Here is a 25,496-nt window from a genome sequence, read left to right on the forward strand (position 1 = left end):
CAGCACTTTGCCTCCCGCGCGATCGTTAACATGCCAGGACGCACATCCGATTGACGACGAGGGACGGGCAAACGAGTGGGCGAGGCGGCACAGTCACCCGGTACACCCACAGCCCGGCCGCGACGGCTCCGTCGCGCGGCCGCGCTGATCGCCGGGGCGTCGCTCTTCGCCGGCCTGCTGCAGGCGCACAGCGCACCGGTCTCGTACGCCGCCGAAGCGGGGAGTGGATCACGGACCGCCCAGGTGTCCCTGGAATCCGTCGACCCGATCGTCCCGGCCAAGGACGGCACGATCACCGTGGCGGGCACCGTGACCAACAAGGGCCGGGACACCATCACCGGTGCCCAGGCCGGCGTGCGCGTCGCCTCCGACGGTCCCCTGAGCAGCCGCAGCGCGATCAGCGCCGCCGCCGCACGCACCGGGTACACCAGTGCCGACGGCTCGCTGCTGACCGGCCACACGGCCAAACTGCCGGACATCCCGGCCGGGACCAGCAGCGCGTTCTCCCTGAAGGTCCCCGTAAGCGCCCTGGAGCTGGGCAGCGACGGCGTCTACCAGCTCGGGGTCACCCTCAACGGCCAGACCGCCGACGAGGCGTACGACCACGTTCTGGGCATCCAGCGGACCTTTCTCCCCTGGTACGACAAGGCCGAGGCCAAGCCGACCCAGTTCACCTTCCTGTGGCCGCTGGCGGACCGGCCCCACCTGGCGGTGCGCAGCGACACCGACGACCAGCAGAGCCCGATCTTCCTCGACGACGGCCTCGCCGCGGAGCTCGCACCGGGCGGCCGGCTGCAGCAGCTTGTGGAGCTCGGCAAGACCCTGCCGATCACCTGGGCCATCGACCCGGATCTGCTCGCCACCATCGACTTCATGACTCGCAGCTACCGGGTGCTGGGCCCGGACGGCGACATCAAGAACACGACCGCGGGGACGGGCACCGAGAACGCCAAGCTGTGGCTCAACAACCTGAAGTCCGCCACCGCCGGCCATGAGGTGGTGGCGCTGCCCTTCGGCGACACCGACATCGCCTCGATCGCCCACCACGGCAAGGACATCCCCGCCACCCTCGGACACCTCAAGACGGCCACTGATCTGGGTGTCAGGACCGTCGACACGATCCTCGGTCTCACACCGACCGCCAATGTGGCCTGGCCGGCCGACGGAGCCGTCGACCCGTCCATCATCGATGTCGCCACCGCCGGCGGAGCGGACAAGGTCATCGCCCGCAGCGACAGCTTCGGCGAGACCGGGGCGATCGACTACACCCCCACGTCCGCCCGGCCGATCAGCGGCGGCACCACGGCGGTGGTCACCGACGCCAACCTCTCCAAGGCATTCCAGGGCGACATGCTCCGCGCCTCCACCTCGACCCTCGCCATCCAGGAGTTCCTCTCCCAGAGCCTGATGATCACCATGCAGGCTCCGACCAAGCAGCGCAGCATCGTCGTCGCCCCGCAGCGCATGCCCACCGCGTCCCAGGCCCAGGAGATGGCACGGGGCATCGCCGCGGTCGACCGCAGCGCCTGGGCGGAGACCCTCACCTTCGACGCGGCCACCAAGGCCACCGCCGACCCGGCCGCCAACCGCAAGGTGCCGGGCACGTCCTCGTACCCCGATTACCTGCGCAAGCAGGAGATCAGCGCCAGCGCGTTCCAGGACATCCAGCGGACGCAGGGCCAGCTCAACGGATTCACGGTGATCCTCAGCCGCAAGGACCGGGTCACCGTCCCCTTCACCGCCGCCGTTCTGCGCTCGATGTCCAACGCATGGCGCGGCAACCCGGACGGCGCCTTCGTGTTCCGTGACTCCATCGGCAACTACCTCACCGACCTCATGGGCTCCGTGCACATCCTGGACAAGACCAACCTCACCCTGTCCGGGCGCAGCGCCACAATCCCGGTGACCGTGAAGAACGAGCTCGGCCAGGCGGTCACCGGCCTGGAACTGCGGCTCACCTCCAGCGCCGCGATCCGGCTGGACGTCGGCGCGCCCCAGCCGGTCACCGTCGAGGGCGGCCACACCCGCTCGCTGAAGTTCACCACCAAGGCGGGCGCGAACGGCCTGGCCCAGGTGACGGCGCAGCTCTACACCAAGGACGGCGTCAAGTACGGCGACCCGATCACGTTCGGCGTCAAGGTCACCTCGATCACCGACACCGTCATGCTGGTGATCGCCGGCGGACTGCTGCTCCTCGTCCTGGCCGGCGTGCGGATGTACCGCCAGCGCAAGCGCAGGGCCCCCGCCGACGGCGGTGACGGTGGTGGCAGCGGTGACGGTGATGACGACAACGGGAACGACGACTCGGGCGAGGGCGAGGGCAACGGCGGGAACAACGGCGCGGGTGGCGCGGGCGGCGCCGAACCCGGGCAGGAGGGTGACCCGGCAGCGGACACCGCCCCCGAAAACACGGAGCCGCCCCGGACGGGTGAGAAGGTGGACCGATAGCCAGGCCGGGCCTCTACAGCGGACAATCAATAAGGTGGGGCAGATGAACGCGCCGTACGACGGTGACCGCGACCGGGAGACTCCGGCCGGGGATGCGCGCGCACAGGTACCGCCACCCCCGCCCGGGCACCAGCCGGTTCCGCCCGACCCCTATCTGCAGGACACCTACGCCTACGATCCGTACCAGCAGCAGGATCCGACCGCGCAGGACCCGGTGGGCGAGGCCCTCTACGACCGCGCCGCCCACCCCCCGCCGCCGCCCCCGCCGTACGGGCAGCAGTGGCCCCCGCAGGAGCAGCACTACCAGATGCCGTACGGCGACAACGCCGCCACCCAGTACGTCGGTGTGGACGACCTGGTGACCCATTCGGCCGAGGAGCCGGCCCCCTACGACGCGTACGCGCACCTCTACCGGGACCAGCAGCCCGCGGCGGCCCCCGGCGTGGCGCCCATGGTGCCGGCCGGTCCTGATGACGAGCCGCAGCCGGCGGCTCCCGTCCCCGCGCCCCGCTCCGGCGGACGTGGCGGCAGCATCCTGAAGTCCAGCGCCCTGATGGCCGCCGGCACGCTCGTCTCCCGCCTCACCGGCTTCGTCCGCACCCTGGTGATCGCCGCGGCCATCGGTGTCGCCACCCTGGGCGACTCCTACGCGGTGGCGATGGTCCTGCCGACGATGATCTACATCCTCACCGTCGGCGGCGGTCTCAACTCCGTCTTCGTCCCGCTGCTGGTCCGCGCGATGAAGGACGACGAGGACGGCGGCACCGCCTTCGCCAACCGCCTGCTGACCCTGGTCATGGTCATCCTCGGCGGCATCGTCACCCTCACCGTGATCGCGGCCCCGCTGCTGGTCCGGATGATGTCCACGAAGATCGCCGACAACCCGGCCACCTTCGACGTCGCGGTCACCTTCGCCCGCTACTGCCTGCCCACCATCTTCTTCATGGGCGTGCACGTCGTCATGGGCCAGATCCTCAACGCCCGCGGCAAGTTCGGCGCGATGATGTGGACCCCGGTCCTCAACAACATCGTCGTCATCTTCACGTTCGGCATGTTCATCTGGGTCTACGGCTCGTACGGCACGACCAAGCTGGACGCCACCACGATCTCCCCCGAGGGCGTGCAGCTGCTCGGCATCGGCACCCTGCTCGGCCTGGCCGTCCAGTCCATCGCGATGCTCCCCTATCTGCGCGAGGCGGGCTTCAAGTTCCGGCTCCGCTTCGACTGGCGCGGCCACGGACTGGGCCATGCCGCAAAGCTGGCCAAGTGGACGTTCTTCTTCGTCCTCGCCAACCAGGCCGGCCTGATCGTCGTCACCCAGCTCGCCACCTGGGCCGGCTCGGACGCCGACAAGCACGGCTTCCAGGGCACCGGCATCACCGCGTACAACAATGCGCTGCTGATCTGGCAGATGCCGCAGGCGATCATCACGGTCTCCGTGATGGCCGCGGTACTGCCACGGATCTCGCGCGCCGCCCACGACGGCGACGCCCCCGCCGTCCGCGACGACATCTCCTACGGCCTGCGCACCTCGGCCGTGGCCATCGTCCCGGCCGCCTTCGCCTTCCTCGCTCTCGGCGTACCGATGTGCAGCCTGCTCTACGCCGGCACCGGGACCGACTCCGCCCGCAACATCGGATTCATCCTGATGGCCTTCGGGATCGGCCTGATTCCGTTCTCGGTGCAGTACGTCGTCCTGCGCGGCTTCTACGCCTTCGAGGACACCCGCACCCCCTTCTACAACACGGTGATCGTCGCCGCGGTCAACGCCGCGGCGTCCGTCGTCTGCTTCACCGTGCTCCCGTCCCGCTGGGCCGTCGTCGGTATGGCCTTCTCCTACGGACTGGCCTACGCCGTCGGCGTCGGCGTCGCCGTCAGGCGGCTGCGAACCCGGCTGGGCGGCGACCTCGACGGCAAGCGCATCACCCGGACGTACGCGCGCCTCACCGGCGCCTGCTTCCCCGCCGCCCTGGCCGCGGGCGTCGCGGTCTACGGCATCACCCGGGCCCTGGGCAGCGGGGCGTCCGGCTCGCTGGTCTCGCTCATCGTCGGCGGCGCTCTGCTGATCGGCGTCTTCTACATCGCCGCCAAGCGGATGAGGATCGAGGAAATGACCGCGATGGTCGGCATGGTGCGCGGCAGACTCGGCCGCTGATCGAAAGAACACGGCGGACAACCATCGCGTCCCGCCGCGTGTCGTGCATAGGGCTGGACTGTGGGCACAATTGCCCTTGGCTTTGAAGTCGGATCGCGCAACGGATGGGGAGGCAGGAACGACGGTGGCGGATCGGAGTACGGCTGCCGTCGGAGTGGCCAACGAGAGCGGCGAGCCGCCGCTCACCGCCCAGCAGGACGGGGCCACGCCCGACGAGACGACGGACCGGAAGAACCCCCAGGACGCGCAGGAAGAACCCCAGGACGAGGCAGAACGACAGCACAAGGGGAAGAGCACGCCGCCCGAACTCCACAGTGGCCACAAACTCGCCCGGCGCTACCAGCTGGAGGAGTGCGTCACCCGCCTCGACGGCTTCAGCAGCTGGCGAGCCGTCGACGAGAAGCTGCGGCGCGCCGTCGGCATCCACCTCCTGCCCGCCAGCCACTCCCGGGCCCGCCAAGTACTCGCCGCCGCCCGTTCGGCCGCACTCCTCGGTGACCCCCGCTTCGTCCAAGTCCTCGACGCGGTCGAGGAGAACGACCTCGTCTACGTCATCCACGAATGGCTCCCCGACGCCGCCGCGCTCAGCGACACCCTGGCCTCGGGACCGCTGGAGCCCCACGACGCCTACCAGATGGTCAGCCAGGTCTCCCAGGCCATGGCCGCCGCTCACCGCGAGGGACTGGCCCATCTGCGGCTCGGCCCCGGCTCCGTACTGCGCACCGGCTCCGGCCAGTACCGCATCCGCGGCCTCGCCGTCACCGCCGCGCTGCGCGGCCTGAAGTCCGAGCGCCCGCAGCGCGAGGACACCGAGGCGATCGGCGCGCTGCTGTACGCCTCACTCACCCAGCGCTGGCCCTACGCGGAGGACGCGTACGGCCTCACCGGCCTCCCCAAGGCCGTGGGCCTCGTCGCCCCCGACCAGGTACGGGCCGGGGTCCACCGCGGGCTGTCCGAGATCGCCATGCGCGCCCTCGTCAACGAGGGCGCCACCGCCTCCCGCGAGGAGTCGCCCTGCACCACCCCGGAGGAGCTGGCCAAGGTGGTCGCCGGCCTCCCCCGTATCCGGCCCCCCGAGCCGGACATCTCGCCGTACCAGCGCACCACGTACCAGCAGGGCCCGTACCGTCAGGCGCCCGCCGCGCCCCGGCCGGCGCCCGCCGCTCCGCCGCCGCCACCGGCCCTCCCCGGCCGCACCGGCAAGGTCCTCAAGTGGGCCGTCTCCGCGCTCCTGATCGCCGCGCTGGGCCTGGGCAGCTGGCAGCTCGCGGACACCCTCATGGGCCGTGAGGCGCAGACCGAGGGGGACAGCGGCACTTCCCAGCGGGCGGGACAGGACCCCAGCCACGCCCCGTCCGGCACACCGCTGGCCCTGTCGGCGGCCACCGAGTTCTCACCCCTGGACTCACCGATAGCAGCCGACAAGGCCGGATTCGCCATCGACGGCAAGAACGACACGTCCTGGATCACCAGCAACTACAAGGGTCAGTCGAACTTCGGCAATCTGCCCAACCGCATTCAGGGCAGTGGCATCATCGTCGATCTGGGCAGCCGGCGGCATGTCACCGGCGTCGACCTGGCGATGTGGGCCCCCGGCCAGACGATCGAGGTGCTGGCCGCCGCGCCGGACGCCTCCCACCCCACCGCGCTCGCGGACTTCCCGCAGCGGCTGTCCCCGGCGTTCAAGGCCGGGAGCACCGCGCAGCTGTCCGCAGGCAAGTCCGTGGAGACGCGCTACGTCCTGATCCACATCACCGACCTGCCACCCGAGTCCAGTGGCGGCTTCCGTGGTGGCATCACGGAAATAAAGGTCCTCGGCGCGAGCTGAGGGGCCGGACGGGGGAGGCGCTTGTGGATGCGGATAGCAAGCCCGGCGAGGAGGCCAGCGACGCTGATCTCCTCGCCCGGCACGTCGCGGGGGACCCCGATGCCTTCGGGGAGATCGTCCGGCGCCACCGCGACCGCCTGTGGGCGGTCGCCCTGCGCACCCTGGGGGACCGCGAAGAGGCCGCAGACGCCGTCCAGGACGCCCTGGTGTCCGCCTTCCGTGCGGCACACACCTTCCGGGGCCAGTCCGCCGTCACCACCTGGCTGCACCGCATCACCGTGAACGCCTGCCTGGACCGGGCGCGCAAGACCGCATCCCGCCGCACCGCCCCCGTCTCCGACGAGGATCGCTTCGAGACCCTCCTCGAACCCCATGAATCCGCCGAGGCGCCCGCGGTGCGCGGGGAACTCCACCGCGAACTGATCACCGCACTAGCCACCCTTCCTCCCGAGCAGCGCGCCGCGCTCGTGCTGGTGGACATGCAGGGCTACCCGGTCGCCGAGGCCGCCGCCGTACTCAATGTGCCGACCGGAACCGTGAAAAGCAGATGCGCGCGCGGCCGGGCACGACTCCTCCCACTCCTCACTCATCTGCGCGCCGACCCAGGGGGTAGCGCGGACCCCGGCGGGGGAAGGAACCGGGCGGAGGGGACATCCGTCCCAGAGACGGCAACGGAAAAGGGCGGAGGTGGCCACCAGTGACTTCGACGACGGGGATGGACTCCCACCCCGAGGTCTCGGAGATCTCGGACCTGGCCGAAGGCATCCTTCCGCCGGGCCGCTCCGCGGACGTACGCGGCCATCTCGACACCTGCGGGCTCTGCGCGGACGTGCGTACCTCGCTGGACGAGATCCGCAATCTGCTCGGCACACTCCCCGGCCCGCCGCGGATGCCTGCCGACATCGCCGGCCGCATCGACGCGGCGCTGGCCGCCGAAGCGCTCCTCGACTCGACGGCACCGGCGGATGTTTCACGTGGAACACCCGCCGCCGCGACGGTTCCACGTGGAACAGCGCCGACGGCCGACCGCCCCGAGGGCCGCTCCCCGGCCCCGGCCGGACCGGGACGCGACCGCGCCCGCCCCCGGCGCCGCAGGGCCAGGACACTGCTCATCGCGGCCTCCACCGTCGCCGTACTGGGTCTGGGCGGCATCCTCGTCAACTCCATCGGCCCGGGAAGCAGCAACAGCGCCAAGGGCACCAGCGCCGTCTCGTCTCCCCGGGCGGGCGACGAGAGCGTCAAGAAGAGCAGCATCGCGCCTGGTGGCGACCTGCAGGTGCGCGTCCATGAACTCCTGCGGTCCGCGCCGGGCTCGGGCGGCGACGTGCAGTCCCCGGCACTCGGCGGCGAGACCACCCCCACCGAGACGGTGCGCGGTACCGGGGCACTGGTCCCGGCCTGTGTCAAGAACGCCATCCACCGCACCGAGCAGCCGCTCGCCGCCGCGCACGAACCCTACGAGGGGACCGACTCCTATCTCGTGGTCCTGCCCCATCCCGGCGACAAGGCCCGCGTCGACGCGTATGTCGTGGACGCCTCCTGCTCCACCGCGCCGGGCCGGGTACTGCACGAGGACACGTACGCGCGCTAACGGCGTACGGCCACGGGAATGCTGGACCCTTAGGATCCGTTAGGCAGGACGAGAGTCCCGCCAGGGCCCCGCAGTAGTCGGTAGAGACGAGGAAGACACCCGTGAGCGACGTCCGTAACGTGATCATCATCGGATCCGGGCCTGCGGGCTATACAGCCGCGCTGTACACCGCGCGCGCCGCCCTGAAGCCGTTGGTCTTTGAGGGATCGGTCACCGCCGGCGGGGCCCTGATGAACACCACCGAGGTGGAGAACTTCCCCGGTTTCCGCGAGGGCATCATGGGCCCGGACCTCATGGACAACATGCGCGCCCAGGCCGAGCGCTTCGGCGCCGAGCTGATCCCGGACGACGTGGTCGCGGTCGACCTCAGCGGTGACATCAAGACCGTCACCGACACCGAGGGCACCGTCCACCGGGCGAAGACGATCATCGTCACCACCGGCTCCCAGCACCGCAAGCTGAACCTCCCCAATGAGGACCAGCTCTCCGGGCGCGGTGTCTCCTGGTGTGCCACCTGCGACGGCTTCTTCTTCAAGGACCAGGACATCGCCGTCATCGGCGGCGGTGACACGGCGATCGAGGAAGCGACCTTCCTCTCCCGCTTCGCCAAGACCGTGACGATCGTCCACCGCCGCGACAGCCTGCGTGCCTCCATGGCCATGCAGGAACGCGCGTTCGCCGACCCGAAGATCTCGTTCGTGTGGGACAGCGAGGTCGCGGAGATCCACGGCGAGCACAAGCTGTCCGGCCTCACCCTGCGCAGCACCAAGACCGGTGAGACCTCGGAGCTGCCCGTCACCGGGCTGTTCATCGCCATCGGCCACGACCCGCGCACCGAGCTGTTCAAGGGCGTGCTGGACCTGGACGCCGAGGGCTACCTCACTGTCGACGCGCCCGGCACCCGTACGAACATCCCCGGAGTGTTCGCCGCCGGTGACGTCGTGGACCACACCTACCGTCAGGCGATCACAGCAGCCGGTACGGGCTGCTCGGCCGCGCTGGACGCCGAACGCTTCCTCGCCGCCCTCGCGGACGCCGAGAAGACCGCCTGACCCCCAGACCATCTTCCCCACACGTATCAAGACTGAGGAGACTGCCGTGGCCGGCAAGACCAAGATTGTGACCGACGCGACCTTCGCCGAAGAGGTACTCGGCAGCGACAAGCCGGTGCTCGTCGACTTCTGGGCCGAGTGGTGCGGACCGTGCCGGCAGATCGCCCCCTCCCTGGAGGCGATCGCCGAGGAGCACGCCGAGGACATCACCATCGTCAAGCTGAACATCGACGAGAACCCGGTCACCGCCGCCAAGTACGGCGTGATGTCGATCCCGACCCTCAACGTCTACAAGGGCGGCGAGGTCGTGAAGACCATCGTCGGCGCCAAGCCGAAGGCCGCCATCAAGCGCGAGCTCGCCGACTTCATCGGCGACGCCGTCTGACGCGACGCCGTCCGGCGTTCCACGTGGAACAGGCCCGCTCCTTCCGGAGCGGGCCTGTTCTCGTTCCGGGCATCCATGACGCCTACAGCGGTCTCAGGACCGGTTCCTTCTGGACCGCGCCGAGCAGCCGGTCGATCGCCATCTCGACGTCTTCCTTCCAGGAGATCGCCGATCGCATCTCCAGCCGCAGCCGCGGATACCGCGGATGCGCACGCACTGTCTTGAAGCCCACCGCCAGCAGATGGTCGGCCGGCAGCACGCACCCCGGTTCTGACCACTTCGCGTCGCCGAACGCCTCAACCGCTTTGACTCCGCGCCGCACCAGATCCTTGGCGATCGTCTGCACCAGGACCCGCCCGATGCCCTGCCCCTGAAACCCGGGCATGATCCTGGCGGTCATCAGCTGCACCGCGTCCGGTGATACCGGGCTGGTGGGAAAGGCCATCGAACGCGGCACATACGCCGGAGGGGCATAGAGAACGAAGCCGGCCGGGACGTCGTCGACGTACACCACGCGTCCGCACGAGCCCCACTCCAGCAGCACCGCGGAGATCCACGCCTCTTTCTCCAGTTCCGGCTTACCGGCCTGGACGGCCGCCTCACCGCTTACCGGATCGAGTTCCCAGAAGACGCACGATCTGCAGCGCTTGGGGAGATCCGAGAGGTTGTCCAGCGTGAGCGGAACGAGCCGACGCCCCATATGGCCAGGCCCTCATTTCTGTCGCGAACCAAACTGCCCACGAATCCCCCTACCGCTCCCAGGCCCAGTCCTGCCGCCACCAGAGCGGCCATGTGCCGCTCGTGCTCCAGTCCGACCTTCGCCGCACGCATGGGCTTCCCTCCCCGGAGAGGATCCCTACCCCTACGCATCGTAGTCGCGCCCCCTGTCCCGCGACACGTAGGGAAAGCAAAGAGCGGGTGGCGTTCCGACCGGAACACCACCCGCTCCGCCGAGCGGGACTCATTCGACGTCGTCGTCGGACTCCTCGTCCAGCCTGCTTTCCAGGACCTTGCCCTCACCCGGGGCCATCGTCCCCAGGATCCGCTCCAGATCCTCTATCGAAGCGAACTCCACAACGATCTTTCCGCGCTTCTGCCCCAGGTCGACCTTCACCCGGGTATCGAAGCGATCCGAGAGCCGGGTGGCGAGATTGGTCAGTGCCGGGGACACCCGCCGGCCCGCCCGCGGACCCGCCGCCTTCTTCGCGCTCTTCGGCTCCGCGTTCATCAGGGTCACGATCTCTTCGACCGCCCGCACCGAGAGCCCCTCGGCCACGATCCGGTGCGCCAGCAGATCCTGGTCCTCCCCGTCCTCCAGTGAGAGCAGGGCGCGCGCATGCCCGAAGGAGATCACTCCGGCCGCGACCCGTCGCTGAACGGGAGCCGAGAGCTTCAGCAGCCGCAGCGTGTTGGAGACCTGTGAACGCGAGCGCCCGATCCGGTCGGCCAGCTGCTCATGGGTGCAGGCGAAGTCACGCAGCAGCTGGTCGTATGCTGCCGCCTCCTCCAGCGGGTTCAGCTGGGCACGATGGAGGTTCTCCAGGAGCGCGTCCAGAAGAAGCTTCTCGTCATCGGTCGCCCGGACGATCGCGGGGATGTTCTCCAGACCGGCTTCACGGCAGGCCCGCCACCGGCGCTCGCCCATGATGAGCTCATAGCGCTCGGCACCCGACTGCCGCACCACGACCGGCTGGAGCAGCCCCACCTCCTTGATGGAGGTGATGAGCTCGTTCAGCGCGTCCTCGTCGAACACCTCACGGGGCTGACGGGAGTTCGGCGTGATCGAGTCGATCGGCAGTTCGGCGAAGTACGCGCTCGGTGCCGGGGGCGCCTCGGCCGGCAGATCGGGCTCCGTTTCACGTGAAACGGGGATCTCGACCACTGGCGGGGCGTCATGGGTTCTGCGGTCCACCAGGCCGGCGACCTTCGTGGCCGCCAGCATGCTCCGGTCTGCGGTCAGAATCGGTACCGCCGACGGCGATGTGCCCGCCGTTGACGGTGCGGCCGGGATCAGCGCGCCTAGACCACGGCCGAGCCCTCTGCGTCGATCACTCACTGGATCCCCTCCGACATGCTGTGCTGATCCTGCTCATTGGTGCCCTCGGCGCCGCGCAACGCCATCTCGCGCGCCGCTTCGAGGTAGGACAGTGCCCCGCTGGAACCCGGATCATAGGTCAGCACGGTCTGGCCGTAGCTGGGTGCCTCTGAGATCCGGACCGAGCGCGGGATGCTCGTGCGCAGCACTTCCTTGCCGAAGTGGGTGCGCACCTCATCCGCGACCTGGGCGGCGAGCCGGGTCCGGCCGTCGTACATGGTCAACAGGATGGTGGATACATGCAGCTTGGGGTTGAGATGAGCGCGGACCAGATCCACGTTCTTCAGGAGCTGCCCCAGGCCTTCCAGCGCGTAGTACTCGCACTGGATCGGGATGACCACCTCGGCCCCGGCCACCAGCGCGTTCACGGTCAGCAGGCCGAGTGAGGGCGGACAGTCGATGAGGACATAGTCCAGCGGCTGCTCATAGGCCTCGATGGCCCGCTGCAGCCGGCTCTCCCGGGCCACCAGGGACACCAGCTCGATCTCGGCGCCCGCGAGGTCGATCGTGGCGGGCGCACAGAACAAGCCCTCGACATCGAGGACCGGCTGCACCACCTCGGAGAGTGGTCTGCTCTCCACCAGGACGTCGTAGATCGACGGCACATCGGCATGGTGGTCGATCCCCAGCGCCGTGGAGGCGTTGCCCTGGGGATCCAGATCGATCACCAGCACGCGCGCGCCGTGCAGCGCGAGCGAAGCGGCGAGATTGACCGTGGTCGTGGTCTTTCCGACCCCGCCCTTCTGATTGGCAACCACCATCACTCGGGTGTGAGCCGGCCGGGGAAGTCCCTCACCGGCCCGACCGAGTGCCTCGACCGCCAACTGGGCGGCGCGACCGATGGGGGTGTCGTCCAGCGGGGGCAATGTTTCACGTGAAACATCACCCCCGAATGATTCGGAACGGGGACCGGGGACCGGATCGGTCATCGGCCCCGCGATGTTGGCGTCGGACCGCAAGGATTCACTCTCCTCGACTACAGGCTCGCAATGAACAGAGCCTGCCATGCTTTCGGGGTCGTGAACCAGCGAGGCCCGGCTGCCTGTGGATGAATCCACCTCATGAGCCGACTTCGGGGGCTTCTTGGCGCGCGCCTCAGCTGCGGCACGACCGCGACTGAGGACTCCTGGGAGCAGGGAGCGACGTTTCACGTGGAACACGATGCACAGCGTTGTGCCCGTTATCTCGAAGACACTCCGAATTATGTCGTTTTGGCCGTTTGTATGGAGTAGAACGCGGCTCAGAACCGGCGTCGGCCCGGGTTCTTCGCCGCCCTGCTCGCCCGCGCCGCCTTGGCCCTGCGGGTCGCCGCCCGTACACCACCGGGGCTCTCCCCGACCAGCACCCGCACCACGGTCGACAGCGGGTCCACCACACCCTCACCGACCTGTACCACCGACGTCTTCACCGCACCGAGCCGGCCGAGCGCGGCTCGCGCCGCCTTCAGCTCATCCTCGGCCGTGTCGCCCTTCAGCACCGTCATCTCGCCGTGCGGACGCAGCAGCGGAAGTCCCCAGCCGGCCAGCCGCTCCAGCGGAGCCACCGCCCGCGCCGTCACCACATCCACCGCCGGGAGCTTCCCCACCATCTCCTCGGCGCGCCCCCGCACCACGGTGACATTGGACAGGCCCAGAAGCTTGACCACCTCATCCAGGAACGTGGTCCTCCGCAGCAGCGGCTCCAGCAGCGTGATCTGCAGATCCGGCCGGGCCAGTGCCAGCGGAATCCCCGGCAGCCCCGCCCCGGAACCCACATCGCACACCGTCATGTCCCGCGGAATCACCTCGGACAGCACCGCGCAGTTCAGCAGATGCCGCTCCCACAGCCGGGGCACCTCACGAGGACCGATCAGACCCCGGCGCACACCCGCGTCGGCCAGCAGCTCCGCATAGCGGACCGCATCGGCGAAACGCTCGCCGAACACTGCCTGCGCCTGCTCGGGCGGCGCGGGAAGCTCCGCCGCCGCCTCCGCTGCTGCCTCCGTCACGAGGACTGTCCTTTCTGTCGCTCCCGTTGCCGCGTACCGCGACCACCAGGCTTACAAGGATCGGCCCCGTCTGCGAGCAGACGGGGCCGATTGAGCTGTTCCGGCGCTGCACCGTGCCCGGTCTAGACCGGAAGCACGACCACCCTGCGCTCGGGCTCCTCGCCCTCGGACTCGCTGCGCAGCCCCGCGGCGGCGACCGCGTCATGCACGACCTTGCGCTCGAACGGCGTCATCGGGTCGAGCTTGACCGGCTGCCCGGTGCCCTTCGCCTCCGCGGCCGCCTTCGCACCCAGCAGCGCCAGCTCGGTCCGCTTACGGGCCCGGAAGCCACCGATGTCCAGCATCAGCCGGCTCCGGTCGCCCGTCTCGCGGTGCACCGCGAGACGGGTCAGCTCCTGCAGCGCCTCAAGCACCTCGCCGTCCCGCCCGACCAGCATATTCAGGTCGCGGGCGGAGTCGCCGACGATCGAGACGGCAGCCCGCTCGCCCTCGACATCCATGTCGATGTCCCCGTCGAGGTCCGCGATGTCGAGCAGACCCTCCAGGTAGTCGGCCGCGATCTCGCCTTCCTGCTCAAGGCGGGTCAGGCGATCGGCGGAGCCGCCGTCGGTCACAGTGGTGCTGTTGCCTTCCGTCACGGATGGGCTCCTCATCAGGGTCTGCACTACTTCTTCGACGGGTGCTTAGGGCGCTGCTGACCCTTGCGCTGCCCGCCCTTGGACGTTCTGGGGGAGCCGGAGGCAGCGGAGCCGCCGGACGGCTTGGCGTCCCCGGGCTCCTTCTTCGTCAGGCTCGGCTTGTCTGCCACCGGAGCGTCGGAAGCGGCCGCGGAGCCCTGGGCGGCGCCGCCTGTCGTACGGCGCGCCTTGGTCTGCCGCTTCGGCTGCTGGCGGTTGGCCCGGGCGACCTCGACGGCCTCCTTGGCCGCGATCTCCTCGGGCGGCTCCACCAGCTTGCCCTTGGCCCGCAGCCGGTCCTCGCGCTGCTTGAAGGCCAGGCTGCCCGGAGTCGGGTTCCGGCGGATCACGAACATCTGCTGGCCCATGGTCCACAGGTTGGTGGTCAGCCAGTAGACGAGGACACCGACGGGGAAGTTGATACCCATGACGGCGAACATCACCGGGAAGACGTACATCAGCATCTTCTGCTGCTGCATGAACGGCGTCTTCACGCTCATGTCGACGTTCTTCGTCATCAGCTGGCGCTGCGTGTAGAACTGCGACGCCGACATCATCACGATCATGATCGCCGTAACGACCCGGACGTCGGTCAGCGAGGCGCCGAGCGCCGCGACCTTGTCAGCGCTCTCGGTGAACTTGGCCGCCAGCGGGGCACCGAAGATGTGCGCCTGCTTGGCGCTGTCCAGCAGGTGCTGGTTGATCGCACCGATGGGGTGGCCGTTGGCGATGCTGCTCAGCACGCGGTACAGGGCGAAGAAGAACGGCGACTGGGCGATGATCGGCAGGCACGAGGAGAGCGGGTTGGTACCCGTCTCCTTGTACAGCTTCATCATCTCTTCGGACTGACGCTGCTTGTCGCTCTTGTAGCGCTCCTGGATCGCCTTCATCTTCGGCTGGAGCGCCTGCATGTTCCGGGTCGACTTGATCTGCTTCACGAACAGCGGGATCAGACAGATACGGATCAGGACCACGAGCGACACGATGGACAGGCCCCAGGCCCAGCCACTGTCGTCACCGAAGATCTTCCCGTACACCGCATGGAACTGGACGATGATCCAGGAGACCGGTGTGGTGATAAAACTGAACAGATTCGAGATCGTGTCCACTAATCAGGCTCCTTGAGCATGGGGCGAGGTCTCTGCGGCCGGGCCGGTCTCAGCGACGGCGGAGGGACCGCCCTTGCTGTCGCGCACCATACTGCGCAGCCGTTCGTGCCACGGGGGGCGTTTGCGGGGCGGAACATGATCGACACCGCCGGGCGACCACGGATTGCACCGCAGAATGCGCCAGGCGGTCAGCGCCGACCCCTTCACCGCTCCGTGCACATCAATGGCCTTGTACCCGTAGTGGGAGCACGAGGGGTAGTACCGGCAGACCGGGCCCAGCAAAGGACTGATGGTCCACTGGTACAGCTTGATCAGCGCCAGCAGCGGGTACTTCATCGCGCCACCCCTCCCAGCAGCCGCTGCAGGGCGGCGTCCAGGTCGCGGGCCAGCTGTGCATGGTCAGCACCGCCCGCTCCGGGCAGCGCTCGTACGACTACCAGGCTACCGGGGGGCAGCAGGACCAGGCGTTCGCGGATCAGGTGCCGCAGCCTGCGCTTCACGAGGTTGCGCTGCACGGCGCCGCCGACCGCTTTGCTCACAACGAAACCCGCACGTGCCGGGGGAGTGTTCCCCCCCGGAACGTGCGGGTCCGTGGTGTCTGCTTGCAGATGGACAACCAGAAGCGGGCGACCCGCTCGGCGTCCTCGGCGTACCGCGGCCGCGAAGTCCTGGCGCCGCCTCAGCCGATTTTCGGTGGGCAGCACAGCACGCGACCTGTCGCGATCAGGCGGACAGCTTGGCGCGGCCCTTGACGCGGCGCCCCGCAAGGATCGCGCGACCGGCACGCGTCCGCATCCGCAGACGGAAGCCGTGGGTCTTCGCGCGGCGGCGGTTGTTCGGCTGGAAGGTGCGCTTGCTCACTCGGGGGCTCCAGGGAAAATCGGGTGAAGGCGGGACGTCGCCTGGCTGTCACCGTGCGCCCACGAAGAAACTCGCGGACCATTTAGGTGCACCGCTTGACGATCTTCCAGGGGGTCCCGGTTGATCCTCGCCCATCGGTGGGCAGGCGGCAGCAGCCATCGACAACTCGACCTCGATACGGTACGTGCGGTTGACCCATCCGGTCAAACCGGGGTCACCTGGGGCTCCGTTTGTGCACAGCCTGTGGACAACGACTTGAACCACCAGGGCTGCCCTGACTACCGTGGCCGAACTCGGGCATCTACCGCACACCCGACCCGACATCCTTCCCGCCAGTCCCAAGAACCACACCTTCGTGGGATTTCTCGGCACCACCCAGCGACTGACTGAGAGAGCGTGCACTGTGGCTGACGTTTCTGCCGATCTTGCCGCGGTGTGGCCACGCGTCCTCCAGAAACTGCTGGTGGAGAGCGAGGACCTGAAGCCGAAGGACGCGGAGTGGCTCAAGCGCACCCAGCCGCTCGCCCTGGTCGCGGGCACCGCGGTGCTGTCCGCCCCCAACGAGTTCGCCAAGAGCGTCCTCGAAGGCCGTCTGCTGCCACTGATCACCGAAGTGCTCAGCCGTGAGTTCGGTCACCCCGTCGGCATCGCCATCGCCGTCGCGTCCGGCGGCGACCAGGACGGCCCGGCCCCCGCCCCGCAGGAGCCGGCCCCGGAAGCCTCCCCGTACGGACAGCACCGGCGGGAGTACGACGAGTCCTACGACCGTCCGCAGTCCGACCGCCCGTCCCACGACGACGGCCCGCGGATGCGCCGCGCCTACCCCGACCATCCGTCCGGCCGCCCCGGCGCCGACGAGTGGCCGCCGCGCCCCGCCGCGGACGACCCCTGGCAACCGCGGCTCGGCGGCTTCCAGGAGCGCGACGGCTACCAGAGCGAGCGGGACCGGTACCCGGCGGAACGGGACCGCGATTCCTACCCGCCGGCGCCGCAGCCCGGATACCGGTCACAGCCGCCGGAGCGCGACCGCGACCGGCACGACAGCGGGCGCCATGACTCCGGACGCCACGACCAGGTCCGCCACGACCAGGCCTCCCCCGGGCGGGGCGCCCCGGGCAGCCCGCCGTCGAACGAGCCGACCGCCCGGCTGAACCCCAAGTACCTCTTCGACACCTTCGTCATCGGCTCGTCCAACCGCTTCGCGCACGCGGCGGCCGTGGCGGTCGCCGAGGCGCCGGCCAAGGCGTACAACCCGCTCTTCATCTACGGCGAGTCCGGGCTCGGCAAGACCCACCTGTTGCACGCCATCGGGCACTACGCGCGGAGCCTCTACCCCGGCACGCGGGTGCGCTACGTGAGCTCCGAGGAGTTCACCAACGAGTTCATCAACTCCATCCGCGACGGCAAGGGCGACACCTTCCGCAAGCGCTACCGCGAGATGGACATCCTGCTGGTCGACGACATCCAGTTCCTGGCGAGCAAGGAGTCGACGCAGGAGGAGTTCTTCCACACGTTCAACACCCTGCACAACGCCAACAAACAGATCGTGCTCTCCTCCGACCGGCCGCCCAAACAGCTGGTGACGCTGGAGGACCGGCTGCGCAACCGCTTCGAGTGGGGCCTGATCACGGACGTCCAGCCACCCGAGCTGGAGACCAGGATCGCGATCCTGCGTAAGAAAGCGGTGCAGGAACAGCTCAACGCCCCGCCCGAGGTGCTGGAGTTCATCGCCTCGCGCATCTCGCGGAACATCCGCGAGCTGGAGGGCGCGCTGATCCGCGTCACCGCGTTCGCGAGCCTGAACCGACAGCCGGTGGACCTCCAGCTGACCGAGATCGTCCTCAAGGACCTGATCCCGGGCGGCGAGGACTCGGTGCCGGACATCACCGGGCCCGCGATCATGGCGGAGACCGCGGCGTACTTCGGCCTGGCGGTGGACGACCTGTGCGGGTCCTCGCGCAGCAGGGTGCTGGTCACCGCCCGGCAGATCGCCATGTATCTGTGCCGTGAGCTGACGGACCTGTCGCTGCCTAAGATCGGCGCTCTGTTCGGCGGCCGGGACCATACGACGGTGATGCACGCGGACCGCAAGATCCGCGCGCTGATGGCCGAGCGGCGGTCCATCTACAACCAGGTGACCGAGCTGACGAACCGCATCAAAAGCTGACCCGGAGTCCACGGCAAGGTGACCCAGAGCCCGCCGTGAGCCGGCTCACGAGACGGTCCATGAGCTGATCCACGAGTCGAATCACGGCGGAAACGCCGGTGCGCCCCGGGAGTCGAACTCCCGGGGCGCTTCTTTTTGTTCGATTCCATGGCCCCGATCTCGGCTTCTCCACAGGTTGGGGCCGATCCGGCCGTCCACACCCTGGGGACTGCGAAGTTGTCCCAACTGCCTCCACAGGCAAGCCCACTGCATACTCAACAGGGGAGGTCAGCAGGGTGTGGATTTGTGGGAAACCTTCATCCACAGCCTGTGGACAGAGAAATTGCCCACAGGCTTGTTCGGAGGTTGTCCACCGCCCGCCCACAGGCTGGAGGGGGTTGTACACAGCTTCTCCACACGTTTGTCCACTGTTCGGCAACAAAACGGCCTCTGTCCCCGAGGAGAGTGAACCGCGTCACACCAAGGGGGTGGATTGGGCTGGGGAGAACCCGGGTATTTCTGGGGACAGTGCTGGGGAGAAGTGGGGGTCCCCTGTGCATGCCGTGTGCACAACTTCTGGCTGTCCACAGAGACGGGTGGTTGTCCACCGGCCCCACCCACAGGCGCGGTGGATAAAAAACAGGGCCTGACCTGCGCAGGAACCACTTATCCACGGTATCCACAACACCTATTACTACGACTACGTATAGATAACTGGGAACCTGCTTCGAAGCATGGGGTGTGCACAACTCGGGCCGGAGCCGCCCGACACCGCCGACCCCGGCTTGACCCCAACCCGCACCGACTGTCGGCGGCGGCTGTCAGACTGTTCCCCGACAGCCAGCAACAAGCAGGAGGCGGTTCCGGTGAAGATCCGGGTGGAGCGCGACGTACTCGCCGAGGCGGTGGCTTGGGCAGCCCGTAGCCTTCCGGCCCGTCCCCCGGTACCGGTCCTCGCCGGACTGCTGCTGAAGGCGGAGGAGGGCAGGCTCAGCCTCTCCGGCTTTGACTACGAGGTCTCGGCCCGGGTCTCGGTCGACGCGGACGTGGACGAGGACGGCACCGTCCTGGTCTCCGGCCGGCTGCTCGCCGACATCTCGCGGGCACTTCCCAATAGGCCTGTGGAGATCTCCACCGAAGGCGCCCGCGTCACGGTCGTCTGCGGCAGCTCGCGATTCACACTCCACACCCTGCCTGTGGAGGAGTACCCGGCACTGCCCGCGATGCCGGTCGCCTCCGGCACGGTGCCCGGTGAGGTCTTCGCCGCCGCGGCCGCCCAGGTGGCCATCGCCGCCGGACGTGACGACACGCTGCCGGTGCTCACCGGTGTGCGGATCGAGATCGAGGGCGACACGGTCACCCTCGCCGCCACCGACCGCTACCGCTTCGCGGTCCGCGAGTTCATGTGGAAGCCCGAGCAGGCCGACATCTCCGCGGTCGCCCTGGTGCCCGCCAAGACCCTGCTCGACACCGCAAAGTCTCTGACCAGCGGAGACACAGTCTCTATCGCGCTGGCCGGGGCCGGTGCCGGTGAGGGCCTGATCGGCTTCGAAGGCGCGGGCCGCCGCACCACCACCCGGCTGCTCGAAGGCGACCTGCCCAAATACCGCACGCTCTTCCCGACGGAGTTCGCCTCGGTCGCCGTCATCGAGACCGCGCCGTTCGTCGAGGCGGTCAAGCGCGTCGCCCTGGTCGCCGAGCGGAACACCCCGGTGCGGCTGAGCTTCGAGCAGGGCGTCCTCACCCTGGAAGCCGGCTCCAGCGACGACGCACAGGCTGTGGAGCGCGTCGACTCCAAGCTGGACGGCGACGACATCTCGATCGCCTTCAACCCGACGTTCCTGCTGGACGGCCTGAGCGCGATCGACTCGCCAGTGGCCCAGCTGTCCTTCACCACCTCGACCAAGCCCGCGCTGCTCAGCGGCCGCCCGGCCGTGGACGCCGAGGCGGACGACGCGTACAAGTACCTGATCATGCCGGTGCGCCTGTCCGGCTGATGTCCGGCTGAGCCGGTCGCGCGGGCCCGTCGTAGGCTCGGGTCTAGGTCAGGCACGCTTCGAACGAAGGATCTGTGATGGAGCTCGGTCTCATCGGTCTCGGCAAGATGGGCGGCAACATGCGCGAGCGCATTCGCCGCGCGGGCCACACCGTCATCGGCTACGACCGGAACCCGGACGTGGCCGATGTCCACAGCCTCAAGGAGCTTGTGGACACCCTCAAGGGTCCGCGGGTCGTGTGGGTGATGGTCCCGTCCGGTGCGGCCACCCAGTCGACCATCGACGAGCTCGCCGGCCTGCTCTCCCCCGGCGACATCGTCGTCGACGGCGGCAACTCCCGCTGGACCGACGACGAGAAGCACGGCGAGGAGCTGAAGGCCAAGGGCATCGGCTTCGTCGACTGCGGCGTCTCCGGCGGTGTCTGGGGCCTGGAGAACGGCTACGCGCTGATGTACGGCGGCTCCGCCGAGGACGTCGCCAAGGTGCAGCCGGTGTTCGACGCCCTCAAGCCCGAGGGTGAGTTCGGCTCCGTCCACGCGGGCAGGATCGGCGCCGGCCACTTCGCCAAGATGGTTCACAACGGCATCGAGTACGCCATGATGCAGGCCTACGCCGAGGGCTGGGAGCTGCTGGAGGCCGTGGACTCCGTCACCGACGTCCGCGAGGTCTTCCGCTCCTGGCAGGAGGGCACCGTCATCCGCTCGTGGCTGCTCGACCTCGCGGTCAACGCGCTGGACGACGACGAGCACCTGGAGAAGCTGCGCGGTTTCGCGCAGGACTCCGGGGAGGGCCGGTGGACGGTGGAGGCCGCGATCGACAACGCGGTGCCGCTGCCTGCGATCACCGCGTCGCTCTTCGCCCGTTTCGCGTCCCGCCAGGACGACTCCCCGCAGATGAAGATGATCGCCGCGCTGCGCAACCAGTTCGGTGGCCACGCGGTCGAGAACAAGAAGTAGTCATCACCGGGGAGGCCGGTGCACAGCCATGCACGTAGCGCACCTGTCGCTCGCCGACTTCCGTTCGTACGCCCGGGTCGAGGTACCGCTCGACCCGGGCGTCACCGCTTTCGTGGGCCCCAACGGCCAGGGCAAGACCAACCTCGTCGAGGCGGTCGGCTATCTGGCGACGCTGGGCAGCCACCGGGTGGCCTCCGACGCACCGCTGGTGCGCTCGGGGGCGGAGCGCGCGGTGGTGCGGGCCCAGGTGGTGCAGGGCGACCGGCAGCAGCTCATCGAGCTGGAGATCAATCCGGGCCGGTCGAACCGGGCCAGGATCAACCGTTCGAACCAGGTCCGGCCGCGCGATGTGCTGGGCATCCTGCGCACCGTGCTCTTCGCTCCCGAGGACCTCGCCCTGGTGAAGGGCGATCCCGGTGAGCGGCGCCGGTTCCTCGACGAGCTGCTCACGACCCGCACCCCGCGGCTGGCGGGCACCCGCTCGGACTACGAGCGGGTGCTGAAACAGCGCAACACGCTGCTCAAGAGCGCGGCGATGGCCCGCAGGCACGGGGGCAAGGGCGCCGATCTGTCGACGCTCGACGTCTGGGACCAGCATCTGGCGGGGGTCGGGGCCGAGCTGCTCGCGCAGCGCCTGGACCTGACAGCCGCCTTGCAGCCGCTGGCCGACAAGGCGTACGAGCAGCTCGCTCCCGGGGGCGGGCCCGTCGCGCTGGAGTACCGCAGTTCGATCGGCGAACGACTCGCCGGAGCGAGCGGCCGGGAAGAGTTGTCCGGGCTGCTGCTGGAGGCGCTGGGCGAGGCCCGTAAACAGGAGATCGAGCGGGGTGTGACGCTCGTCGGACCGCACCGTGACGATCTGCTGCTGCATCTTGGCCGGCTGCCCGCCAAGGGGTACGCGAGCCATGGTGAGTCCTGGTCGTACGCGCTGGCGCTGCGGCTGGCCTCGTACGAGCTGCTGAGCGCCGACGGCCGGGAGCCGGTGCTGATCCTGGACGACGTCTTCGCGGAGCTCGATGCCAAGCGCCGCAGGCGGCTGGCGGAGCTGGTGGCGCCGGGCGAGCAGGTGCTGGTCACGGCGGCCGTGGAGGACGATGTGCCGGAGATGCTGGCCGGTGCGCGCTTCGCGGTCGAGCACGGCGCCGCGGAGCGTACGTCATGAGCGGGCGGCTGCCGCCGGGCCAACGGAGCGGCTCGGGAGCGGGCGCCTCAGGTGGTTCGGGCGCCTCGGGCGCGGGCCCCTCGGGCGCGGGCGGGACCGGCGAGCCGGCGGAGCCCGGGGACGGCCTGTCAGGGGTGGATCTGGCGCGGGTCGCGCTGCGCGCGGCCAAGGAGCAGGCGCGTGCGCGGGGCGCGGCCACACAGCAGAAGAAGCAGGCGCGCCGCGGGGGCCTGCGCAGCGGTGCACGCGCCGACGGCCGCGATCCGCTGCCGCTGGGTGCCGCGATCAGCCGGCTGATCACCGAGCGTGGCTGGGAAGCGCCGGCGGCCGTGGGCGGGGTGATGGGGCGCTGGCCGCAGCTGGTGGGTGAGGACGTGGCGCAGCACTGTGAGCCGGCGAAGTACGACGAGGAGGAGTGCGTCCTGACGGTGCAGTGCGACTCGACGGCGTGGGCGACGCAGCTGCGGTTGCTGGCTCCGACACTGGTGGCGCGGCTGAACAGCGATCTCGGTCATGGCACGGTGAAGTTGATCAAGGTGCTGGGCCCGCTGGGACCGCCGCGCACGTACGGCCGGCTGCGCGCGCCGGGCAGCAAGGGACCGGGCGACACCTACGGGTGAGACCGGTGGCACCCGCCGGGCGCACGCCCACCACCCGCAGGGCACCCGCCCACCAGCCGTCAGGCGCATGCCCAGGAATCCGATGGCGGATGCCGAGGAGACAGCCGGTACCAACAGGTAGGACATACGGGTGAGAGCGGTGGGTCCGCTGAGACCCTGCTCACCGTAGTCGAGGGTTGACAGTCGGAAGCCCTGGACGCCTGCGTGAGCCGTTTCTGGCCCTGGTCCGCGTGTAGGGAGTCGGACGAGTGCGGTTCAGGACGGCACGTGGGAACTCAGGTACCGCCAAAGCCCCATTCATGTCGGCGCTACCGGTAGACTGCTACGTACGCCGCCCAATCGCGGTACATGTCGAACAACGCAGCCGATCCCGCTCGGCGGGAGACGGCTCGTGCTGTGCCAGAAAGGGCGCTTCGTGGCCGATTCCGGCAACCCCAACGAGAACTCCAGTCCGGTCTACGACGGCAGCGCGATCACTGTGCTCGAGGGCCTCGACGCGGTCCGTAAGCGTCCGGGCATGTACATCGGCTCCACCGGTGAGCGCGGCCTGCACCACCTCGTCCAGGAGGTGGTCGACAACTCCGTCGACGAGGCCCTCGCCGGGCACGCGGACACCATCGATGTGACGATCCTGGCAGACGGCGGCGTGCGCTGCGTCGACAACGGCCGCGGTATCCCGGTCGACATCGTCGCGTCCGAGGGCAAGCCCGCCATCGAGGTCGTCATGACGGTGCTGCACGCGGGCGGCAAGTTCGGCGGCGGCGGCTACGCCGTTTCCGGCGGTCTGCACGGCGTCGGCGTCTCGGTCGTCAACGCGCTGTCGACGAAGGTCACCGTCGAGGTCAACCGCGATGGCTTCCGCTGGACGCAGGACTACAAGCTGGGCGTCCCGACCGCCCCGCTGGCGAAGAACGAGCCGTCGTCCACCACGGGCACCACGGTGACGTTCTGGGCCGACCCGGACATCTTCGAGACCACCGAGTACTCCTTCGAGACGCTGTCCAGGCGACTGCAGGAGATGGCCTTCCTCAACAAGGGCCTGACGATCACGCTGACCGACGAGCGCGAGTCGGCGAAGGCGACCGTCGGCGCGGAGACGGTCGAGGAGACGGACGACGCCCCCCAGGTGCGTTCGGTGACGTACTACTACCCGGGCGGCATCGTCGACTTCGTGAATCACCTCAACTCCCGCAAGGGCGAGCTGATTCACCCCACCGTGATCGACATCGAGGCGGAGGACAAGGAGCGGCTGCTCTCCGTCGAGGTCGCGATGCAGTGGAACACGCAGTACACCGAAGGTGTCTACAGCTTCGCGAACACGATCCACACCCATGAGGGCGGTACGCACGAGGAGGGCTTCCGTGCGGCGCTCACCGGGCTGGTGAACCGCTACGCGCGCGAGAAGAAGTTCCTTCGCGAGAAGGACGACAACCTGGCCGGCGAGGACATCCGCGAGGGTCTGACGGCGATCATCTCCGTCAAGCTGGGCGAGCCCCAGTTCGAGGGCCAGACGAAGACCAAGCTGGGCAACACCGAGGCGAAGACATTCGTGCAGAAGGCCGTGCACGAGCACCTCACGGACTGGCTGGACCGCAACCCGAACGAGGCCGCGGACATCATCCGCAAGTCGATCAACGCGGCCACCGCGCGGGTCGCGGCCCGCAAGGCGCGTGACCTGACCCGCCGCAAGGGGCTGCTGGAGAGCGCGTCGCTGCCGGGCAAGCTGAGCGACTGCCAGTCGAACGACCCGACGAAGTGCGAGATCTTCATCGTCGAGGGTGACTCGGCCGGTGGTTCCGCGAAGTCGGGCCGTAACCCGCAGTACCAGGCGATCCTCCCGATCCGCGGCAAGATCCTCAACGTCGAGAAGGCGCGGATCGACAAGATCCTGCAGAACACCGAGGTCCAGGCGCTGATCTCGGCGTTCGGCACCGGTGTGCACGAGGACTTCGACATCTCGAAGCTCCGCTATCACAAGATCATCCTGATGGCGGACGCCGACGTCGACGGCCAGCACATCAACACCCTGCTGCTGACGTTCCTCTTCCGCTTCATGCGCCCGCTGGTCGAGGCCGGCCATGTGTACCTGTCGCGCCCGCCGCTCTACAAGATCAAGTGGAGCCGGGACGACTTCGGGTACGCGTACTCGGACCGTGAGCGCGACGCGATGATGGAGATCGGCCGCCAGCAGGGCAAGCGGGTCCGGGAAGACGCGATCCAGCGCTTCAAGGGCCTCGGCGAGATGAACGCCGAGGAGCTGCGGATCACCACCATGGACATCGACCACCGTGTGCTCGGCCAGGTCACCCTGGACGACGCGGCGCAAGCCGACGACCTTTTCTCGGTGCTGATGGGTGAGGACGTCGAGGCGCGGCGCTCGTTCATCCAGCGCAACGCCAAGGACGTTCGCTTCCTCGACATCTGAGT

General features: G+C 68.9%; 22 protein-coding genes. 13 read left to right on the forward strand and 9 right to left on the reverse strand.

All coding sequences use genetic code 11. From position 1 onward, the window contains the following. The first annotated feature begins 75 nt into the window (after positions 1 to 75). The 7 genes from QMK24_RS01345 to trxA all read left to right on the forward strand — a co-directional run bounded on the left by QMK24_RS01345 (position 76) and on the right by trxA (position 9,459). Positions 76 to 2,448 (forward strand): DUF6049 family protein, encoded by a 2,373-nt coding sequence (locus tag QMK24_RS01345; RefSeq protein WP_283463153.1) that lies wholly within the window; start codon positions 76 to 78, stop codon positions 2,446 to 2,448. 43 nt (positions 2,449 to 2,491) lie between these two features. After that, positions 2,492 to 4,603, forward strand: a complete 2,112-nt coding sequence (gene murJ, locus QMK24_RS01350) for a murein biosynthesis integral membrane protein MurJ (RefSeq protein WP_283463154.1) — start codon at positions 2,492 to 2,494, stop codon at positions 4,601 to 4,603. A 124-nt stretch (positions 4,604 to 4,727) separates the two neighbouring features. Beyond that, positions 4,728 to 6,431 carry a protein kinase family protein gene (locus tag QMK24_RS01355; RefSeq protein ID WP_283463155.1) on the forward strand — a complete coding sequence of 568 codons (1,704 nt, stop codon included), beginning with the start codon at positions 4,728 to 4,730 and terminating at the stop codon, positions 6,429 to 6,431. Between the two features lie 23 nt (positions 6,432 to 6,454). Further along, positions 6,455 to 7,132 (forward strand): RNA polymerase sigma factor SigM, encoded by a 678-nt coding sequence (gene sigM / locus QMK24_RS01360; protein ID WP_283463156.1) that lies wholly within the window; start codon positions 6,455 to 6,457, stop codon positions 7,130 to 7,132. Next, on the forward strand, positions 7,129 to 8,022 hold the full coding sequence (locus QMK24_RS01365) for an RsmA family anti-sigma factor (protein WP_283463157.1): 894 nt from the start codon (positions 7,129 to 7,131) through the stop codon (positions 8,020 to 8,022). The genes sigM and QMK24_RS01365 overlap by 4 nt, the downstream gene beginning before the upstream one ends. A 101-nt stretch (positions 8,023 to 8,123) precedes the next feature. After that, complete coding sequence (gene trxB / locus QMK24_RS01370) at positions 8,124 to 9,074, forward strand: thioredoxin-disulfide reductase (RefSeq protein ID WP_283463158.1); 951 nt, start codon at positions 8,124 to 8,126, stop codon at positions 9,072 to 9,074. A gap of 46 nt (positions 9,075 to 9,120) precedes the next feature. Then, positions 9,121 to 9,459: a thioredoxin gene (gene trxA / locus QMK24_RS01375; protein WP_283463159.1), complete on the forward strand. Its 339-nt coding sequence runs from the start codon at positions 9,121 to 9,123 to the stop codon at positions 9,457 to 9,459. Between the two features lie 82 nt (positions 9,460 to 9,541). On the opposite strand, the gene QMK24_RS01380 is transcribed toward trxA, so the two are convergent. The 9 genes from QMK24_RS01380 to rpmH all read right to left on the reverse strand — a co-directional run bounded on the left by QMK24_RS01380 (position 9,542) and on the right by rpmH (position 16,188). Next, entirely contained in the window at positions 9,542 to 10,159 is a 618-nt protein-coding gene (locus QMK24_RS01380) for a GNAT family N-acetyltransferase (protein ID WP_283463160.1), read from the reverse strand. 261 nt (positions 10,160 to 10,420) lie between these two features. Further along, positions 10,421 to 11,515, reverse strand: a complete 1,095-nt coding sequence (locus QMK24_RS01385) for a ParB/RepB/Spo0J family partition protein (RefSeq protein ID WP_283463161.1) — start codon at positions 11,513 to 11,515, stop codon at positions 10,421 to 10,423. Then, positions 11,512 to 12,561 carry a ParA family protein gene (locus QMK24_RS01390; protein ID WP_283463377.1) on the reverse strand — a complete coding sequence of 350 codons (1,050 nt, stop codon included), beginning with the start codon at positions 12,559 to 12,561 and terminating at the stop codon, positions 11,512 to 11,514. The genes QMK24_RS01385 and QMK24_RS01390 overlap by 4 nt, the downstream gene beginning before the upstream one ends. Before the next feature lie 233 nt (positions 12,562 to 12,794). Continuing rightward, positions 12,795 to 13,541, reverse strand: a complete 747-nt coding sequence (rsmG, locus tag QMK24_RS01395; protein WP_283463162.1) for a 16S rRNA (guanine(527)-N(7))-methyltransferase RsmG — start codon at positions 13,539 to 13,541, stop codon at positions 12,795 to 12,797. A gap of 122 nt (positions 13,542 to 13,663) precedes the next feature. Beyond that, positions 13,664 to 14,179: a Jag family protein gene (locus QMK24_RS01400; RefSeq protein WP_283463163.1), complete on the reverse strand. Its 516-nt coding sequence runs from the start codon at positions 14,177 to 14,179 to the stop codon at positions 13,664 to 13,666. Positions 14,180 to 14,205: 26 nt separating this feature from the next. Continuing rightward, a complete protein-coding gene (yidC, locus tag QMK24_RS01405; RefSeq protein ID WP_283463164.1) occupies positions 14,206 to 15,327 on the reverse strand; it encodes a membrane protein insertase YidC in 1,122 nt (373 codons plus the stop codon). A gap of 3 nt (positions 15,328 to 15,330) precedes the next feature. Next, positions 15,331 to 15,663, reverse strand: coding sequence for a membrane protein insertion efficiency factor YidD (gene yidD / locus QMK24_RS01410; protein ID WP_283463165.1), 333 nt, complete (start codon positions 15,661 to 15,663; stop codon positions 15,331 to 15,333). Beyond that, on the reverse strand, positions 15,660 to 16,031 hold the full coding sequence (gene rnpA / locus QMK24_RS01415) for a ribonuclease P protein component (protein WP_283463166.1): 372 nt from the start codon (positions 16,029 to 16,031) through the stop codon (positions 15,660 to 15,662). The genes yidD and rnpA overlap by 4 nt, the downstream gene beginning before the upstream one ends. Positions 16,032 to 16,050: 19 nt before the next feature. Beyond that, positions 16,051 to 16,188 (reverse strand): 50S ribosomal protein L34, encoded by a 138-nt coding sequence (rpmH, locus tag QMK24_RS01420; protein ID WP_283463167.1) that lies wholly within the window; start codon positions 16,186 to 16,188, stop codon positions 16,051 to 16,053. Positions 16,189 to 16,591: 403 nt separating this feature from the next. Between rpmH and dnaA the strand changes: the two genes are divergently transcribed. The 6 genes from dnaA to gyrB all read left to right on the forward strand — a co-directional run bounded on the left by dnaA (position 16,592) and on the right by gyrB (position 25,494). After that, positions 16,592 to 18,355, forward strand: coding sequence for a chromosomal replication initiator protein DnaA (dnaA, locus tag QMK24_RS01425; RefSeq protein ID WP_283463168.1), 1,764 nt, complete (start codon positions 16,592 to 16,594; stop codon positions 18,353 to 18,355). A gap of 845 nt (positions 18,356 to 19,200) precedes the next feature. Further along, positions 19,201 to 20,331, forward strand: a complete 1,131-nt coding sequence (gene dnaN, locus QMK24_RS01430) for a DNA polymerase III subunit beta (RefSeq protein WP_283463169.1) — start codon at positions 19,201 to 19,203, stop codon at positions 20,329 to 20,331. 77 nt (positions 20,332 to 20,408) lie between these two features. Continuing rightward, positions 20,409 to 21,287 carry a phosphogluconate dehydrogenase (NAD(+)-dependent, decarboxylating) gene (gene gnd, locus QMK24_RS01435; RefSeq protein WP_283463170.1) on the forward strand — a complete coding sequence of 293 codons (879 nt, stop codon included), beginning with the start codon at positions 20,409 to 20,411 and terminating at the stop codon, positions 21,285 to 21,287. 28 nt (positions 21,288 to 21,315) lie between these two features. Continuing rightward, the gene (recF, locus tag QMK24_RS01440; protein WP_283463171.1) at positions 21,316 to 22,449 is read left to right on the forward strand and encodes a DNA replication/repair protein RecF; all 1,134 of its coding nucleotides are present in this window, start codon (positions 21,316 to 21,318) and stop codon (positions 22,447 to 22,449) included. Continuing rightward, positions 22,446 to 23,069, forward strand: a complete 624-nt coding sequence (locus QMK24_RS01445) for a DciA family protein (RefSeq protein WP_283463172.1) — start codon at positions 22,446 to 22,448, stop codon at positions 23,067 to 23,069. The genes recF and QMK24_RS01445 overlap by 4 nt, the downstream gene beginning before the upstream one ends. A gap of 391 nt (positions 23,070 to 23,460) precedes the next feature. Continuing rightward, entirely contained in the window at positions 23,461 to 25,494 is a 2,034-nt protein-coding gene (gyrB, locus tag QMK24_RS01450) for a DNA topoisomerase (ATP-hydrolyzing) subunit B (RefSeq protein ID WP_283463173.1), read from the forward strand. Positions 25,495 to 25,496: the final 2 nt, after the last annotated feature.

Source organism: Streptomyces sp. PH10-H1, from assembly GCF_030063355.1.
In the GTDB taxonomy this organism is placed as follows: Bacteria; Actinomycetota; Actinomycetes; order Streptomycetales; family Streptomycetaceae; genus Actinacidiphila.

What these genes read in the sequence shown, in the direction of transcription:
- murJ (WP_283463154.1), top strand. Translation starts at nt 2,492, where the DNA reads ATGAACGCGCCGTACGACGGTGACCGCGACCGGGAGACTCCGGCCGGG.
- QMK24_RS01380 (WP_283463160.1), bottom strand. Translation starts at nt 10,159, where the DNA reads ATGGGGCGTCGGCTCGTTCCGCTCACGCTGGACAACCTCTCGGATCTC.
- QMK24_RS01390 (WP_283463377.1), bottom strand. Translation starts at nt 12,561, where the DNA reads ATGGCAGGCTCTGTTCATTGCGAGCCTGTAGTCGAGGAGAGTGAATCC.
- yidD (WP_283463165.1), bottom strand. Translation starts at nt 15,663, where the DNA reads ATGAAGTACCCGCTGCTGGCGCTGATCAAGCTGTACCAGTGGACCATC.
- gnd (WP_283463170.1), top strand. Translation starts at nt 20,409, where the DNA reads ATGGAGCTCGGTCTCATCGGTCTCGGCAAGATGGGCGGCAACATGCGC.
- recF (WP_283463171.1), top strand. Translation starts at nt 21,316, where the DNA reads ATGCACGTAGCGCACCTGTCGCTCGCCGACTTCCGTTCGTACGCCCGG.
- QMK24_RS01445 (WP_283463172.1), top strand. Translation starts at nt 22,446, where the DNA reads ATGAGCGGGCGGCTGCCGCCGGGCCAACGGAGCGGCTCGGGAGCGGGC.